Source organism: Lacipirellulaceae bacterium (genome assembly GCA_040218535.1).
GTDB lineage: Bacteria > Planctomycetota > Planctomycetia > Pirellulales > Lacipirellulaceae > Adhaeretor.
The window spans coordinates 135,236-152,108 of the sequence record JAVJRG010000009.1 but is presented as its reverse complement, the minus strand read 5'-3'; the positions used below and the strand labels follow the sequence as shown (position 1 = coordinate 152,108).

General features: G+C 55.1%; 14 protein-coding genes. 10 read left to right on the top strand and 4 right to left on the bottom strand.

Translation table 11 applies throughout. The features are described 5' to 3' along the window. Positions 1-34: 34 nt before the first annotated feature. The 10 genes from RIB44_11615 to RIB44_11570 all read left to right on the top strand — a co-directional run bounded on the left by RIB44_11615 (position 35) and on the right by RIB44_11570 (position 12,379). A complete protein-coding gene (locus RIB44_11615; GenBank protein MEQ8617234.1) occupies positions 35-337 on the top strand; it encodes a hypothetical protein in 303 nt (100 codons plus the stop codon). A gap of 63 nt (positions 338-400) precedes the next feature. Next, positions 401-1,561: a DUF1559 domain-containing protein gene (locus RIB44_11610; GenBank protein ID MEQ8617233.1), complete on the top strand. Its 1,161-nt coding sequence runs from the start codon at positions 401-403 to the stop codon at positions 1,559-1,561. A 58-nt stretch (positions 1,562-1,619) separates the two neighbouring features. Continuing rightward, positions 1,620-2,771, top strand: coding sequence for a PEP-CTERM sorting domain-containing protein (locus RIB44_11605; GenBank protein ID MEQ8617232.1), 1,152 nt, complete (start codon positions 1,620-1,622; stop codon positions 2,769-2,771). A gap of 229 nt (positions 2,772-3,000) precedes the next feature. Continuing rightward, positions 3,001-3,720, top strand: coding sequence for a PEP-CTERM sorting domain-containing protein (locus tag RIB44_11600; GenBank protein MEQ8617231.1), 720 nt, complete (start codon positions 3,001-3,003; stop codon positions 3,718-3,720). A gap of 100 nt (positions 3,721-3,820) precedes the next feature. Further along, positions 3,821-4,756 (top strand): endonuclease/exonuclease/phosphatase family protein, encoded by a 936-nt coding sequence (locus tag RIB44_11595; protein ID MEQ8617230.1) that lies wholly within the window; start codon positions 3,821-3,823, stop codon positions 4,754-4,756. A 17-nt stretch (positions 4,757-4,773) separates the two neighbouring features. Further along, complete coding sequence (locus RIB44_11590; protein ID MEQ8617229.1) at positions 4,774-6,147, top strand: GH1 family beta-glucosidase; 1,374 nt, start codon at positions 4,774-4,776, stop codon at positions 6,145-6,147. A 40-nt stretch (positions 6,148-6,187) separates the two neighbouring features. Continuing rightward, positions 6,188-8,338, top strand: a complete 2,151-nt coding sequence (locus RIB44_11585) for a DUF1549 and DUF1553 domain-containing protein (protein MEQ8617228.1) — start codon at positions 6,188-6,190, stop codon at positions 8,336-8,338. 12 nt (positions 8,339-8,350) lie between these two features. Beyond that, entirely contained in the window at positions 8,351-9,793 is a 1,443-nt protein-coding gene (locus tag RIB44_11580; GenBank protein MEQ8617227.1) for a DUF1501 domain-containing protein, read from the top strand. A gap of 27 nt (positions 9,794-9,820) precedes the next feature. Continuing rightward, entirely contained in the window at positions 9,821-10,591 is a 771-nt protein-coding gene (locus RIB44_11575) for an SDR family NAD(P)-dependent oxidoreductase (GenBank protein ID MEQ8617226.1), read from the top strand. 144 nt (positions 10,592-10,735) lie between these two features. After that, on the top strand, positions 10,736-12,379 hold the full coding sequence (locus tag RIB44_11570) for a D-aminoacylase (GenBank protein ID MEQ8617225.1): 1,644 nt from the start codon (positions 10,736-10,738) through the stop codon (positions 12,377-12,379). A 50-nt stretch (positions 12,380-12,429) separates the two neighbouring features. On the opposite strand, the gene RIB44_11565 is transcribed toward RIB44_11570, so the two are convergent. The 4 genes from RIB44_11565 to RIB44_11550 all read right to left on the bottom strand — a co-directional run bounded on the left by RIB44_11565 (position 12,430) and on the right by RIB44_11550 (position 16,641). Beyond that, the gene (locus RIB44_11565) at positions 12,430-12,834 is read right to left on the bottom strand and encodes a hypothetical protein (protein MEQ8617224.1); all 405 of its coding nucleotides are present in this window, start codon (positions 12,832-12,834) and stop codon (positions 12,430-12,432) included. A 126-nt stretch (positions 12,835-12,960) separates the two neighbouring features. Continuing rightward, positions 12,961-14,100: a bifunctional 2-methylcitrate synthase/citrate synthase gene (locus RIB44_11560; GenBank protein MEQ8617223.1), complete on the bottom strand. Its 1,140-nt coding sequence runs from the start codon at positions 14,098-14,100 to the stop codon at positions 12,961-12,963. A 130-nt stretch (positions 14,101-14,230) separates the two neighbouring features. Then, positions 14,231-15,124: a methylisocitrate lyase gene (prpB, locus tag RIB44_11555; GenBank protein MEQ8617222.1), complete on the bottom strand. Its 894-nt coding sequence runs from the start codon at positions 15,122-15,124 to the stop codon at positions 14,231-14,233. Further along, positions 15,124-16,641, bottom strand: a complete 1,518-nt coding sequence (locus RIB44_11550; protein MEQ8617221.1) for an MmgE/PrpD family protein — start codon at positions 16,639-16,641, stop codon at positions 15,124-15,126. The genes prpB and RIB44_11550 overlap by 1 nt, the downstream gene beginning before the upstream one ends. Positions 16,642-16,873 lie beyond the last annotated feature (232 nt).

Genomic DNA, 16,873 nt, shown 5'->3' with positions numbered 1-16,873 from the left:
AAACTCGCACTTTCGTTGGCTGGCGATGGCCTACATGGACTATACCCGTGACAACCGCGGTAAAATTCCAAAGCAGCTAGAAGACTTTAAACGCTATGTCGAGAAGCATGGTGCTCAGTATATGAGTGATAAGAATCTGACCATCGATAATTTCTTTGTTTCACCGCGAGATAATCAGCCTTACATCTTTTCGACGGAAGGGAATAAGGTTCGAAGCAGTCAAGGTATTGTTGGTTACGAACAGCAGGGCGTGGATGGTCGGCGCTATGTCGCGGATAACACCGGAGCAGTTAGAGAAGTCGATGACGAAAGGTTTGGTTGGCTTGTTGAACGTTAAACCGTAAGTCTTAGCAATTCAACGACTTAGTTCCTCCTCAGTTGACGTGAGAAGAGCATTGCCATGAATACAACATCTCTAAAGACAAGAACGCATAATTATCATGGGTTCACGCTAGTCGAACTTCTTGTTGTTATTGCCATTATCGGAGTGCTTGTCGGATTGTTGTTGCCGGCAGTCCAGGCTGCACGAGAGGCTGCTCGACGTAGTCAGTGTCAGAATAATCTGAAGCAAATCGGTCTGGCAGGCCTCAACTTCGAGTCAGCAAGGGGGCATTTTCCCTTGGGGGGAACCAAAAACTTCCCCAGCTTCGACGCTTATTTTACAGGCGGTAAGCCGAACGGTCCGTTCAAGCAGGGGCTCGGTTGGGCCTATCAGATCCTGCCGCATCTCGAGCAAGATAATGTTGCGCAAACGGCTGCAAGTTTGCATGACGGGTCGGCTGTCAAGAATGCTATGCGTGTTCTCTCGGAGACGCCTGTTGAGATGTACAACTGTCCTTCAAGACGTGGCCCAACGCTAAGCCAACCGATGGCGGGGGCTGAGTGGGGCGGGTGGACTTTCTATCTAATGGACTACGCGGCCGCCACCGCAGGGCCTTCGCGAAACGAGTTTGTCGCTGGCGATTATTCCGCGGGTAACTACGATCAACTCTTGGCTAATCCTGGTGCCGACAAACCGGCCCTTTGGGATGGCTGCCAAGGGTGTGGGGGAGATTATCCTTTTGTTAACAACGCGTCAGCGCTAAACACCTGGGGCAATGCGATCTTCAGGGGCATTACTCAACGTTGCGATTGGTCGCAGTTTGCTCCCGATGATCCGAATGCGTATTCGCTGGGATTTACTCGAAAAGTCTCGTTCGAGAAAATTCCCGATGGTAGTAGCAATACCCTGTGGATTGGCGAAAAGCGGCTCATTCCTAGTGAGTATGCCACTGGGGCAGGGTGGGACGATCGAGGTTGGTCGGACGGCTGGGACTGGGACGTGATTCGCTCGACTTTTTGGTCAATGGGGCCGGATGCAGAGGAGCCCGCCTTCAACGATCAAGCTAACCCGTCATCTCCGGTGATCGGAGGAGGTCGGAGTTTCGGTTCAGCTCATGCGGGTGGAATGAATGGGGTCTACGGCGACGGATCCGTACATTTCTTGAACTACGAGATCGACCGCGAGATCTTTAATCTGCTGGGTAACCGGGCTGACGGTGAGGTGACTCAAATTGATTAGTTTTTGTTACTGTGCGGATTTCGGGGCTGAGTACGATAGAGAGTATTAAGGGGGAGTCATGAGTTATCGATTCGCATTAATTGGCACACTGCTCGTACTTGCAATCGCGCCAGGTTCGACGCTAAACGCGCAGACGCAAGCCAACAATCATCTGGGTATCAACGGCGTCAACTACAATCCGTTTGCCATTTTCGCGAATCTCGCGGGTACGACCGTCACGCCTGACCCTAACGCGGGGAATCCCCACGCCGCCCCGACACTGTCTTATGTCAATGACAATGAAGTGATTCTCACTGAAACCGGAATCGATCACCCTTCGATCTGTCAGACTAATCCAGGCGTTTGTGCCTCGGATGGGGGCTCATTGTTTGAGTCCAACGGACACTTTTTCGTCTTTTCCGATGATGGGGGGGCCACTCCCTACGACTTCCAAGAAGAAAACCCTTTCGAGATTAGCTTCGATGTGAATCTAGCAACGACTAATCCGCTCAATCGTAAGGGAATCGGTTTCTACATCGACTCCGATCCGGGTGGAAACAATGTCAAAACGCAATTCACCGCTCAAACGACAAACAACCTTTTTGGCGGCACTGAACCAGGGCAGATTAGCGTCTCGAGTTCGACGCTGATCCCCAATTATAGTTTTACCAACAACGAGCTAGTCTTTTACACCGCTGGCGACACCTTACGATTGACGATGCTTTACATTCCACCAGAGCGAGACGGTGGTGGATTTATTTCTCGGGGAACGCTCGAATACATGATCGATACAGATCCCAGCAGTCCAGGCGGGGAATTCACTTCTGGCCCTTTGGAAATCCAAACTCAGACAGTCAATGGCGTAGCAATCGACGGTGGTCTTCGCGACGGAACCCACATTGGCTTTCGCATGCAGGTGGTTGCCGACAACATTGGGCTCGATGATTACACCGCTACGTTTTCAAATTTTTCGATTACCGACCCAACGGCTGTAGCCACCGCGGATGTGGACGACGACGGTGATGTCGACGGCACTGACTTTTTGATGATTCAGCGAGCCGATCCGGGCCTGATTCCACAGTTTCAAACAGACTATGGGATGTCGGGACTTTCAGTCGCGGCGACCGGTGCTGTTCCCGAGCCAAACACTTTGGTCATCTTGGGCGTTGGATTGGCGCTTTCCGGACTGGTTCAACGATCACGAACGCCCTGGTTGGGCAAAGGTTCTTAGCTCCTCACGCAGTTTCTTGGTCCGACTTCAAACCTCCCAAGAATAACCCTGAAGATACTCCTGAACTTATTTGACGCAATTTTTGAAAGCGCTTGCAAGGATCGTCCTAGTGGCGAGTAACGATGTGTTTGATTTGCAAACTGACGTCAGTTTGCCAGATGGCTGCAGATTGGTTTTTATTGCTGCGGCACAACTTTTTGATGTCTTTTTAAGTAGGAGGGTATGACTCATGAAGCGATTCAGTCTGTTTGCCGCCATTGCTTTGGTGGCAGTATTAGCAAGTTCGGCACAGGCCAACTTGCTCGACGATGGTTCCTTCGACGACGCGATGAGTGGCTCGACCACAAGCAACAGCGACTGGGTGCTAACGATCAACATGCCGGACGGCGTCGATCGCGCCGCACAGTTTCAAACCGGTTTTGCAAATGCGAACAATACCGGTGTGGGAGGAACTCAAGCACCTGGGACTGGTACCGGCATTTGGTTCCGTTCATTTGAGGGTGATCAAGGAAACAGTGGCGAGCCACTCGCCCAAGCTGACATCACACAGAGCGTGATCGCACCGGCGGATGGCGATTACACGCTCTCCTTTCGTGCAGGTCGGGAAGTGAACCACCTCTCCAGAGAGTTTGGTGTTTCGTTGACCTCAAGCGGTACGGGCGGATCAGCCATGATCGATCTGAACGCCGCAGTCATCCCCGATGGTAACCTTGGCGGCGCTGCTTCAGGAAATCCCATGGGCACGCCGTTCTCCATTTCTCTTTCGGGTGTGACCGCTGGTGACGTGTTAACCGTTTCTGGTTTCATGGTCGATGGTGAGGACACGGTGATCCCAGGCGGGCAGTCTGCGTTCCTCGACAACTTCGTTCTTCAAGTCCCTGAGCCAACGAGCGCGATGCTGCTTAGCCTTGGTTTCGTAGGTTTCCTGGGTCGTCGTCGTAAGGCTTAACTGACCTTTGCAATTTGCTTTCTCGTAAGGGGCTTTCGCTGGTTAGGCGAAGGCCCTTTTTTGACTTGCGGCACCTTGCGCAAGAAGCCAAGATCAGTCTATGTGTCTCTCTTTGTTAGCCGTTGTTCTGTGGGCGGTTGCGGCTTCTGTGCAAGCCCAGGACCAGCCCCATGCAAGTCGAGTGATGTCGTTCAACATCCGCTTCGACGAGGCGGAGGGTTACTTGAGTCCCAAGGAGAACTCTTGGATCTCCCTGTCAGGCAAGCACCGTCGTGATTTGGTCTTGCAGATGGTTTCAGACTTCGACCCCGACATCCTCTGCCTTCAAGAACCGCTCATGAATCAAGTTCAAGACATTCGGAGGATGCTGACGAAGCACGGTTTCTACGGCGTGGGTAGGGACGATGGCAAGCAAACGGGCGAGTACTGCGCGATTCTGTTTCGTCGCTCGCGTTTCGAGCCGGTCGATCAGGGGACGTTCTGGCTGAATGAACAAGCGGATCAACCTGGTTCCCGTTACCCAAAGACTTGCTGCGCTAGAATCGCCTCTTGGATCATTCTCAATGACCTTCTTGCCGAAGGGCGCGAACTTGTCGTACTGAACACGCATTGGGATCATCAGATTCAAGACTCGCGCCTCTTCTCGGCAGTGCTGATTCGTAAGCGTCTGCCTGAACTGGCTGGAGATCGACCCATTCTGGTCATGGGCGATTTGAATGTCCCGCCAGAGAATCCGGCGTTCACGCAACTCGTTACTCCCACTCAAGAGAACCCTTTGCGATTGATCGACAGTTACCGGTCTGTTTACCCTTTGCCTGAGCCGATTGATGAGGTACGGGACCAGTTTCGCCTACGGGCCGAAGAAGGAACTTTCAATAACTTCAAAGGCTGGACTTACGGAAATCGAATCGACTTCATACTTCACTCGAAGCACTTCCGCACCCTCGAAGCAGGCATCGTGCGTTTCAACAAAGAGGGGCGTTACCCTTCTGATCATTTTCCAGTGACGGCAACCTTACAACTTCTCACAGATTGATTCTCAAGGTTCACTTTATGATCATTGAGCAGTCGCCATCCAAAGTGAACTTTCCGAGCGACTTTCTCTGGGGAGCTGGGACCAGTGCCTATCAGATCGAAGGTTCGGCCAAAGAGGAGGGTAGGGCAGCGAGTGTCTGGGATACGTTCTGCCAAACTGAAGGCAAGATTCGCTATGGAGAGACTGGCGACGTGGCTTGCGATCACGTGAAGCGCTTTCGCGAAGATGTTGCCCTGATGAAGAGAATCGGTCTGCAGGCTTATCGTTTCTCGGTGAGCTGGTCGCGAGTGTTGCCCACGGGTGTTGGTGAAGTGAATGAAGCGGGTCTTGCGTTCTACGACAGGCTAGTCGACGCATTGCTGGAAGCAAATATTCAGCCGTGGATCACGCTTTTCCACTGGGACTACCCTCAGACGCTGTACGAGCAGGGAGGTTGGCTCAATCCCAAGACTGTTGACTGGTTCGCAGGCTATACGCGATTGGTTGTTGAACGGCTCTCGGATCGCGTTCGACATTGGATCACCCTGAACGAGCCGCAATGCTTCTTGCACTTTGGCCACGGCAACGGGACCAACGCACCTGGTAACGAATTGCCACTAGCGGATCAATTGCTGGCCGCCCATCACTCCTTGCTAGCGCATGGGCGAGCCGTCGAAGTGATACGCGAAAGAGCGAAGTCCACTCCGATAGTGGGCTGGGCACCGGTCGGCATTGCGAAATTCCCTGCAGACGTGAAGGCTGCCACGATCGAGGCTGCCAAGCGTGCGACGATGGATGTTCCTGATCGCACGCTTTGGAACAACACTTGGTTCAACGATCCGGTCTTTTTCGGGCAGTATCCCGACGCCGGACTGCAACGGTACGGCAAAGACGTGCCCAAATTTACGCCGAGCGAAATGGAGGCGATCGCTCAGCCGGTCGATTTTCTCGGGCTCAATATCTACACGGCACAACCGGTGGAGGTCGATGACTCAGGTGCGGCACGTGAGAGACCATTTGCGGTCGGAACGCCACGATCTGCTTTCGACTGGCCTGTTGTGGAAGACTCGTTGTACTGGGGCGTGAGATTCCATGCTGAGCGTTACCAGACGCCCATCATTATTACCGAAAACGGCATGGCGAATATCGATTGGGTCGCCGAGGATGGCAAAGTTCACGACCCACAACGCATCGACTACACCCGCCGGCACCTGCGGCACTTGAGTCGTGCAATCGAAGAGGGCGTCGACGTGCGAGGCTATTTTCACTGGTCACTATTAGACAACTTTGAATGGGCGGAAGGCTACGGCAAGCGGTTTGGGCTGGTGCACGTTGATTTCCACTCGCAGAAGCGGACTCTGAAGAACTCTGCTTATTGGTACCGAAACGTGATTCGCTCGAACGGCTTCTGAACTGTTTTTCGTTTGGTCGGCAATCGTTTATCATGGAAGGATGCTCAGGGGGGCTCGACATCGCTGCAGAAATTCGCCGCTTTTTTGCGTTGTACTAGTCACTTTCATTCTCCTGGAATCGCGAGCGAGTTTCGCCGCTGAGCATTGGGCCTTCGTACCGCCCAAGAAGCATGAGGTCCCTGCAGTTCAGAATGAAACTTGGGTCGCCAATCCAATTGATGACTTCATTCTGGCGAAGCTCGAAAGCCAAGGACTAACTCCCGCTTATCGAGCGAAAAAGCAAGTGCTCGCTCGGCGACTCTATTACGATGTGATCGGCCTCCCTCCGACGCCCGAGCAGTTGCGCACCTTTTCGAACGATGATCGCCCTGACGCGTATGAGCGTCTTGTCAATGACCTTCTCGCCTCGCCTCACTACGGAGAGAAATGGGCTCGGCATTGGTTGGATGTCGTCCGCTACGGCGAGAGTAACAGCTTCGAGCGCGATGCGCCCAAGCCGTATGTCTGGAAGTATCGAGACTACGTGATTCGTGCTTTCAACGAAGACAGACCTTACGATCAATTCGTCCTTGAGCAGCTTGCCGGTGATCAGCTTGCCCCCCCGACGACCGAAAGCATCACGGCAACCGGTTTCTATCGTCTAGGGACTTGGGACGACGAACCGGCTGACCCGTTGCAGGCGAAGTACGACGATCTCGACAATATTCTCTCGACTACGAGCCAGGCTTTCTTGGGGCTCACCATCGGATGCGCTCGCTGCCATGATCATAAGATCGATCCGATCCCTCAAACGGACTACTACGGCATGCTGGCGTTTTTTGCGGATGTTACTCCGTACGCTTTGCCCGACAACCGCGATCCCAAACTCTACAGTCTAAGGAATTTGGCGACCGACTCGGTCGGGATTTCGCGCCAGGCTTTTGAGCTGAAGCGAAACGTCGTCAGAAAGGCGAAGCGACAGTTTGAGCAAACGGCCATCAAGAAGTTGACGTCGGCCGATCAGGTTCGCACGGAAGGGAAGGGCAGGGCGAAAGTTCTGAAGGAAAAGCTTCCGCAAGTGCTGTCTGCCAACGAACTTGCCCAGTACCAAACGATGGTCAGCGAATTGCAGCGACTCAATAAGCAGATTAGCAAGCTACCCAAGCCGGAATGGGTGCTCTCGCTCGCGGAAACGATCTCCGATCCCCCGCCCACCCACGTCATGCTGCGTGGCAATCCACATGCGCTGGGCGAGCAGGTCGAGCCTCACTATCCAGACGTGTTCGGCGAAGCTCCGTCGGGGCTTGTCACGGCCTTGGAAGTGCCCGCAGCCCCACGACGGCGGATTCTTGCGGAATGGATAACTCACCCCGACAACATGTTGGCGAGTCGAGTGATCGTCAATCGTGTCTGGCAGCATCACTTTGGTCGGGGCATCGTGCGCAGCTCCAACAACTATGGTTATTTCGGAACGGAACCAACTCACCCGGAGCTGTTGGATTGGCTGGCCTGCTGGTTAGTCGACAACCGTTGGAGCTTAAAAAAGCTGCACCGCTTGATTCTCACCTCCAACACCTACCGGATGGCCTACGTCGAAAACCCGACCGCCGCGGCAGCCGATCCTGAGAACGATCTCTTCTGGCGATTCGACATGCGACGGCTGACTGCTGAGGAAATTCGCGATTCGGTGCTCGCTGTTTCCGGGCAATTGAATCTGAAAATGTACGGGCCGAGCATTTACCCGAAACTTTCAGCGGAAGTCCGTGCCACACAAAGCCGCCCCGGCGCGGACTGGGGCGAATCCTCCCCGCGCGAGCAGGCACGGCGAAGTATCTACATCCACATCAAACGCAGCCTTATCCCACCCGAATTGGCCGCGTTTGATTTCCCGGAAACCGACACAAGCTGTGAGACGCGTTTTAACACTACGCAGGCGGCTCAGGCGCTCAATCTGCTACATAGCGAATTCTTGCAGGCTCAGTCTGCTCATTTCGCGAAGCGAGTGACTAGTGACGCCGGTAAGGATCAGGCCGAACAAGTGGCTTACGCTTTTCGGCTTGCATTGCAACGCGAGCCCGACGAGCAGACGATTCAAGATGGCTTGTCGCTGATGGCACGCTACCAGAGTCAGCACGGTTTGAGCGAACAAGCAGCACTTCAGCAGTTCTGCCTGATGGTTTTGAACTTGAATGAGTTCGTATTTCTCGACTAACCAAGCACCACAATGAAAAACTTTTGCAATCGAACCCGTCGCGAGTTTCTCTGGCAGACCGGCGCGGGCTTTGGTGCCACGGCACTGACGGGGATGCTGGCCGGGGATCACCTCTTCAACCAAGCCAAGGGAGCCGAACGGTTCATCAATCCGCTCGCTCCCAAGCCTGCTCCGCGGATCGCGAAAGCCAAGAGTGTTATCTTTCTGTTTATGTATGGCGGGCCGAGCCACATCGACACGTTCGATTACAAGCCAGACATGCAGGGAATGGACAATAAAACCGTCGACGTGAAGACTTTCGGACGCGGCGGGAAGAAAAACCAAGGCCGGATCGTCGAACCGCGTTGGAAGTTCCACCAGTACGGTGAGTGTGGCAAGTGGGTTAGCGATCTGTTCCCCAACGTCGGGAAGTGCGTTGATGATATTGCCTTCATCCATTCCATGACGGCTGACTCACCAATCCACGGTTCGGCGATGCTGATGATGAACTCCGGCAAGCTCATCTCCGGCAGCCCTGCGATGGGGTCTTGGGTCAACTACGGACTGGGAAGCGCTAATGAAAACTTGCCCGGGTTTGTTGTCATGCTCGACCCCTCCGGCGGGCCGATCTCGGGGGCAAAGAATTGGTCCAGCGGCTACATGCCCGCGACCTACCAGGGGGCGACCTTCCGTCACGAAGGTTCCCCGGTGCTCGATCTGGCCCGTCCGCCGGGGACCACGCGCGAGATGCAGCGTGACATGCTCGACACGTTGGCCACGATCAACGAGCGACACGCCGCCAGTCGAGCGAGCAACGACGGCCTGGCTGCCCGGATCGCCAGCTACGAGCTGGCCTTTAAGATGCAAATGTCGGCTCCAGAAGCCGTTGATCTAACTCAAGAAACTCAAGCGACGCTCGATATGTATGGGATCGGAGGAGAGCGGACGCATCATTTTGGCTCGCAGTGTTTGCTTGCCCGGCGGTTAGTCGAACGTGGCGTGCGATTTATCCAGCTCTACTCCGGAGGCAACCACATCGACTACAACTGGGACGCCCACGGTGACTTGGTGCATAATCACGAGCTCCATGCGGGCGAGACTGACCGGCCAATCGCAGCATTACTTCGCGATCTGAAGCAGCGCGGCATGTTGGAAGAAACTCTGGTCCTCTGGGGAGGAGAATTCGGTCGCCAACCAACGGCGGAGTACTCGAAAGGAACCGGTCGCGATCACAACAGTTACGGCTTCACGATGTGGATGGCAGGCGGCGGCATCAAAGGGGGCGTGTCGCTGGGAACCACCGACGAACTCGGCAGCCGTGCGGTTGAGCGACCGACCACCGTGAAGGAGCTACACGCAACGGTCCTGGAGCAACTGGGGCTCGACCCGAATAATCTCACGTACTTCTACAACGGGTTGGATCAGAAACTGGTTGGGGTCGAAGACGTCGAGCCGATCCATGAGTTGATCTCTTAGTTTCCCTGCGAGGAGGACCTAATCCAGATGTCAGGAAGCACGCAGTCTTTACAACTTGCTGATCGGACGGCATTAGTAACTGGTAGTACACGTGGACTCGGCAAGCAGATCGCTTTGCACCTCGCGAGGCAAGGAGCGCGAGTCGCCATGAATTTTTCGCACAGCGAGGAAACCGCCAGAGCCGCGTTTGCGGAGCTAGAAGCTATCGGCGGCGAGCATTGTCTGGTGCAAGCCGACGTGACTGATGAGGCATCCGTCATGCAGTTGATTGAGCAAATTGGGAAAAGGATCGGTCCCGTCGATATCCTGGTCCCCAACGCAACTTGCGATCAGCCTCTGAAGAAAATCGAAGACTACGACTGGGATTTCTTCCAGAGCATGGTGGACTTTTTTATGAAGAGTCCGTTCCTGCTGACCAAAGCGTGCTTGCCGCACATGCGCGAGCAACAATGGGGCCGTATCATCCACATCACCAGCGAAGTATTCGCGGGAGCGTGGCCCGAGTTCTGCCCGTATGTCTCGGCGAAAGGCGGGCAGATTGGTCTCGCCAAGAGCAATGCCGCGGAGCTTGCAGGTGACGGCATTACGGTAAACATGGTCGCCCCCGGCTGGATCCCCGTCGAACGACATGAAGAAGCCACTGAGCAAGACAAGCAGGAGTACCTTCAATCAGCCCCCATGAAACGCTTTGGCGAGCCGCAAGATGTGGCAACCGCGGTTGCCTATTTGGCGAGCGAAGAGGCGCGGTTCGTCACCGGGGCGACTATCAGTGTGAACGGTGGGAGGACGATATCCTAGAACCTAGCAGATCAGAGATTTACTGACGCCGCTTTTGATCGTGCTTCCGAGAGAGAAATGCGCAACGCGTAGTTCTTCTGCTTTTCACAGAAGTTTAGAATGTTGGTGTGGAAGTCAACTTTCTCACTTTGCAGGGAATCAGTGATGCTTTCTTACGTCCTTCAATCGTCTAAAGCGAAGCTTGTCGTCTTCGCGTTACAAGTTGTCTTCTCTCTTAGCATCCTCGGGCAAGCTCATGCGAAAGTTGACGCGGATGTTTTGCTCGAAAATGGCCTGATCGTCGACGGGACGGGAAGTGACGGTAAGCGGGGCGATGTGGCGATTGCCGGTGACAGGATCGTTGCCGTTGGTCAGTTTGAGCGTGGGGACATCGATCGCACGATCGACTGCCAGGGGCTGGTCGTCGCGCCTGGGTTTATCGATTTACACAATCACAGCGATGCGATGATTGGCGACGACTCCCAGGGCAGCAAGGGCGCTGACAAGAAGTCAAGGCGTATCGTGGCTGACGGTCTGCGCGAGGCCGCCTGCTACCTGACGCAAGGCTGCACCACCATTGTCACTGGCAATTGCGGAGGTGGAGCGGTTGATGTTGAGGAGTATTATCAAGCGATCCAGCAAAAACCGGCCGGCGTCAATGTGGCCCATCTCATTCCCCAAGGCTCGTTGCGTGATAAAGTGATTGGTCAGTCACGACGGGCTCCCACCGACAAAGAGCTTGCCAAGATGCAGGAACTAGCACGGCAAGGCATGCAAGCCGGCGCGTGGGGCATGTCGACGGGGCTGCAATACGTGCCGGGCAGCTTCGCCACCACCGACGAGCTGATCGCCATCGCCAAAGCGGTTGGCGAGGAAGGTGGCATCTACGCCAGCCACATGCGTAACGAAGGGGACCAACTGCTTGAAGCCATTCAGGAGGCGCTCGACATAGGACGAGGCGCTGATCTCCCCGTTCACATTTCGCACCTCAAGGCGAGCCAGAAACGAAACTGGGGCAAGTTGCGCGCGGCGGCGGCACTTATCAATGAAGCACGTGACGAGGGTCTTCGCGTTACTGCCGATCAATATCCCTACAACGCCAGCAGTACTTCGATTAGTGCGATGTTGCTCCCCGATAAAGAGCGGGAAGGCGGAAACGCTGCGATCAGAAAAAAGCTGGATGATCCCGCAGAAAACCAACGCCTCCGCCAGCTCATCAGCGATGCCCTCGAAGGCCGTGGCCCCATCATGGTCGCCAGTTGCCCGGAACATCCCGAGTGGGTTGGTAAGTTGATCAGCGAAATTGCCAAGGAAGAGAAACGCGAGCCCGTAGAGGTGGCGATCGACATTCTACGATCGAGTGACCAACAAGGCGTGAGTTTCAGCATGGACGATCGCGACCTTTACTACGCCATGACGTTGCCCTGGGTCGCGACGGCCTCGGATGGAAGCGTGAAGATCGCCGACGGCACCAACCCTCACCCGCGCAGCTTTGGTACCTTCCCAAGAAAAATTGGGCGGTTCGCCTTAGAAGAGCAAGTCGTCACGATGGAACAGGCGATCCGCAGCTCGACCAGTTTGCCCGCCGAGATCCTCGGCCTCAGTGATCGCGGCACACTCAAGCCGGGCACTTACGCCGACGTCGTCGTATTCGCTCCCGACGAGTTTCGCGATCGGGCAACGTATCAGTCGCCCTTTGAAGTCTCCACGGGGGTGAAGTTCGTCTTGGTCAACGGCCAGTTAGCAATTGATGACGGCAAGCTGACTAGAGTTACTGCGGGCCGGGCGCTTCGGAAGGGTGGTGAGTGAGGAGGCCTTAGAGGTGGCAGCCGACGATTTCAATCACAGACCTAAAAGCTTCAGCCAATCGTCGAAACTGCTGTTACATCGCGCAAGTAGATCACACCAGTCTCCAAATAAAAATCGCCTCCTTCGCAGGCGCATTCAGTAAGGTGACCATACACAGTCGCATCGCACTCGTCATCCAGTAGGCTAATCAGGTAGTTTCTTGCAAACGTTCTCATGTATGGTGAGTAATTGGGATGGTTCGCCATCCATTGTTCGATCCGGTCACCAAGATGTTTTGGCAACTCAGTTCTTCCCTGAGACAAATCGTAAAATACTGGCGTACCAGGAAAAGACGCATTCTTGCTTTCGACAAAGTCTCGGACTTTCTCGCGATAGTACGCGGTCCTGCCATAATCAAACGAGCATTTCGCCGATTCAAGCTTCAGCATCGCGGCCTCTGCTTCATGAATTCCCATGCTCACCTCCAATACAACCACTTAGAGATTTCTTCCACAGCTTCTCTGGCTTAACTTCTCTGCGGACTAGCAACTCCCACAGCAGTGGTGTCCCGGAGATCGATTGACCTTGAGCTATTTCGTCAACTAACCTCGCGCACCAATCTCCACTACCGACCGCGGCTCCGCCCCCACATAATCTGCAAGTGGTCGAACGAGTCGATTCTCCGTGAGTTGCTCCGCCACATGAGCCGTCCACCCGGCGACGCGAGCCATGACGAAGATGGGCGTGAACAGATCAATCTCGAAACCCATGAGGTAGTACGCCGGGCCGGCGGGGAAATCGAGGTTGGGGTGGATGTTCTTGCGAGCGACCATTTCCGTTTCGAGGATGCGGGATATCTCTAGCCACTTCTGGCCGCCCTTGAGTTCAGCGAGCTGATCGCGGTACTTGCTCATCGTGGGGACGCGAGAGTCGCCGTTGCGATAAACGCGGTGGCCGAAGCCCATGATTTTGCGTTTGCTGGCGAGCGCTTCTTCGAGCCAGGGCAGGGCACGCTCTTCGGAGACGATCTCTTCGAGCAGATGCATCACCGCTTCGTTGGCGCCGCCGTGCAAAGAACCCTTGAGCGCGGCAATCGCGCCACTGACCGCTCCGCACAAGTCGGAAAGCGTGGAAACGATGACCCGCGCGGTGAAGGTCGATGCGTTGAAGCCGTGTTCCGCGTAGAGCGTCATGGCTCCGTCGAACGCTTTCACCAACTCGGGCTCAGGAACTTCGCCTTGGCACATGTGGAAGAAGTTGGCTGCGATGGAAAGGTCGTCTCGCGGAGCGATCGGTTCTTGGTTGCGCCGCACGCGTTGAGCGGTGGCGATGATACTTGGAATCTTCGCGATGAGTCCAATCCCTTTTCGGATGGCGGACTCAGGCGTGTCAGCGCCGGCGAAATCTGGTTCCATCCCCAAGTAGCTGACTCCCGTCCTCACGGCATCCATGGGGTGGCCGTCGGCTGGGAACTGTTCGATGACTTTCTGTAGCCCTTCGCTCAAACTGCGCGAGCTTCGCTCCTGCTCGCTAAAGTCAGTAAGCTGCGACTGCGTCGGCAATTCACCGTAGAGCAAGAGGTAGGCAACTTCTTCGAACTCGCAATTTTCAGCCAACTCGTGCACGGGATAGCCGCGGTAATAGAGCGACTTTTGCTCAGGGAGAACGTGCGAGACGGCGGTCGTGTCGAAGACGACGCCCTCCAGGCCTTTCTTGGCGACGAATCGGTCAGGTGCTGACATGGGTAACTCGTTGGAGAAACTTAATTTCGGCTGTTATTGATTTATTGCCCTCACCCTAACCCTCTCCCGAAAGCGGGAGAGGGAACTTAAGGTACCGCTTCGCGGTCGGTTCCCGAATTTCAAACACATTCTAAAGCTTGAAGTTGAACAGTTCCTGATCAATCTCAGCGTAGGATTGGTACTTCAATAACTCGTAGAGCCGAGCACGGGTTTGCATGTTTTCGACGATTGACTGCTGGGTTCCTTCTTCGGCCAACTTGCGAAAGCCCGACTCAATTGCCTGCATGGCAAGCCGTAATGCCGTGACGGGATAGATCACCAAGTTGTAGCCGAGATTGGAAAGCTGTTCAGTCGTAAGTAATGCCGACTTGCCAAACTCCGTCATATTAGCCATCAGAGGGACATCAACCGCTTCACGGAATACGGCGAATTCTTTCTCGTCTTTGAGGGCTTCGGGGAAGATCATCTCCGCGCCTGCGTCGATATACTGCTTTGCTCGCTCGATTGCCGCGTCGAGTCCTTCCACGCCGCGGGCGTCGGTGCGGGCGATGATCAAAAAGTTCTCGTCAGTTTTGGCCTCAAAGGCCGCTTTCACTTTGCGGACCATCTCGTCGGCGGGCACCAATTGTTTGTTGTCGAGATGACCGCACCGTTTGGGAAATTGCTGGTCTTCGAGATGGCAACCGCATAACCCGGCGGCTTCCATTGACTCGACGGTGCGAACGACATTTGCCGGCTCGCCGAACCCCGTGTCGATGTCAACGATCACAGGAAGCGCAGTCATGCGGGCGATTGCTTGCGAACGCTCAGTGACTTCGGTCAGCGTTGTTAGCCCGATGTCGGGCAACCCAAGGTCCGCCGAGAGAGCGGCGCCCGAGATGTAAACGCCTTCGAAGCCGATCTCCTCGATCAGCATGGCCACCAACGGTGAAAACGCACCGGGAAATCGCAGCAGCTCGCCACTCGCTAGCTTCTGTCGGAACCCTCTGCGTTTTTCGTCGGCGGTCTTCTTCGCTGCAGACATCAAAAAATTCCTTTCGCGTCACGCTCAGCGTGCGTTAGCGAATCGGGATCGAGTTGGACGTTGAGTTGTCGAATCTCTTCCGCGGTAAGCTCGGGCAATCGCTGGCAAAGCTGAAGGAAGCGTGTCTGCTCAGCGGATTCGATCGAGCCTTCGGTTAGTGTACCAAATTTGTTGATGTAGTCCGCACGTCCGAACGGTTTCGCGCCGTAGCAATGCGCGTTCGCAACGGCCAACTCATCGACGAGTTTCTCGCCGTTCTCGAATTCGATTTCGACACGCCCGCCAAAGGCTTTTTCTTTGGGATCAATCGCGTGGTACCGCTCGGTCCAGTGTGGGTCTTCGCGCGTTTCGATCTTTTGCCAAAGGCTTACCGTGTCGGGCCTGCTCGCACGTTCTGGTGTGTAGCTATCCACATGGTGCCAACGGCCATCCTGCAGCGCAACGGTGAAGATGTACATGATGCTGTGATCGAGCGTTTCGCGTGAAGCGTTTGGATCGGACTTTTGGGGATCACCCGCTCCCGTGCCAATCACGTAGTGCGTGTGGTGACTTGTGTGAATCGTGACGCGCTTGATCGATTCCCAGTCGGTGATCTTCTCGCGTAATTTGAAAGCCAAGTCGATGAGGGCCTGCGCTTGGTACTCCGCAGAGTGCTCTTTGGTGTAGGTTTCAAGGATCGCAGTTCTCGGTTCTCCTCTTTCTGGTAGCGGCACTTTATAATTGGACTGCTTGCCGTCGAGCATGTAGGCAAGCACGCTGTCCTCACCTTCGTAGATGGGCGAAGGGCTGCCTTCGCCACGCATGGCGCGGTCCACGGCTTCAATTGCGAGCTTGCCAGCGTGGGCAGGGGCGTAGGCTTTCCAACTGGAGATTTCACCCTTACGTGATTGGCGGGTTGAAAACGAGACATGCACCGCCTGTTGGATTGCTTGGTAGATGGTTTCGGTGGGCAATCCGAGCATCGCCCCAATCCCTGCCGCTTGCGCCGGGCAGAGGTGCGCAATGTGATCTTTCTTGTGTTTGTGGAGGCAGATGCCTTTCACCAGCGTGACATGAATCTCGTACGCCGCGATTAGCCCGCGAACCAAAGCGGCACCATCGCAACCGCACTGTTGAGCAACCGCCAGTAATGGAGGGATGTTGTCACCAGGGTGAGAATAGTCAGCCGCCAGAAAAGTGTCGTGCATGTCGAGTTCGCGCACGGCAGTGCCATTCGCCCAAGCGGCCCACTCCGCGTCAAAGTGCTGGGTGTTGTCGATCCCGAACAGACATGCACCGCTTCGGCCATCGCTCCGGGGATGAGCAAGCGCTTGAGCACGGGCATGGGCCACCGGCGGGCGATTCACCGCGGCAATGGCGACCGCCGCATTGTCGATCACCCGATTGGCCACCATTTCCGCGGCTTCCGGGTCAACGGCAACGTCCTCACTTGCCAATTCGGCCAGTTTCCAGGCAAGTTGCTGCTCGCGGGGCAGATGCTCTGCTGAGGGGCTCACTCGTACTTGATGGGTCTTCATTTGGGGGGGCTCTAGATTTGGGGGGGCTAGCGTTTCGGGGGGAAATCAAGATAAAAATCAGCCGGATGTGAATTGTTGCAAACTATTTGGTTGCAATCGCTTACGTTGTTTCGGCGTGTGTGGGAGGCTTAAAATCCCAGGTTGTGAAGATTTCTTCATACCAAAATCGATGGCTCAGCGCCTTACTTATACGCAGGCTTGTCTCCACGGCTACGGTTCCACCTCAAGAATG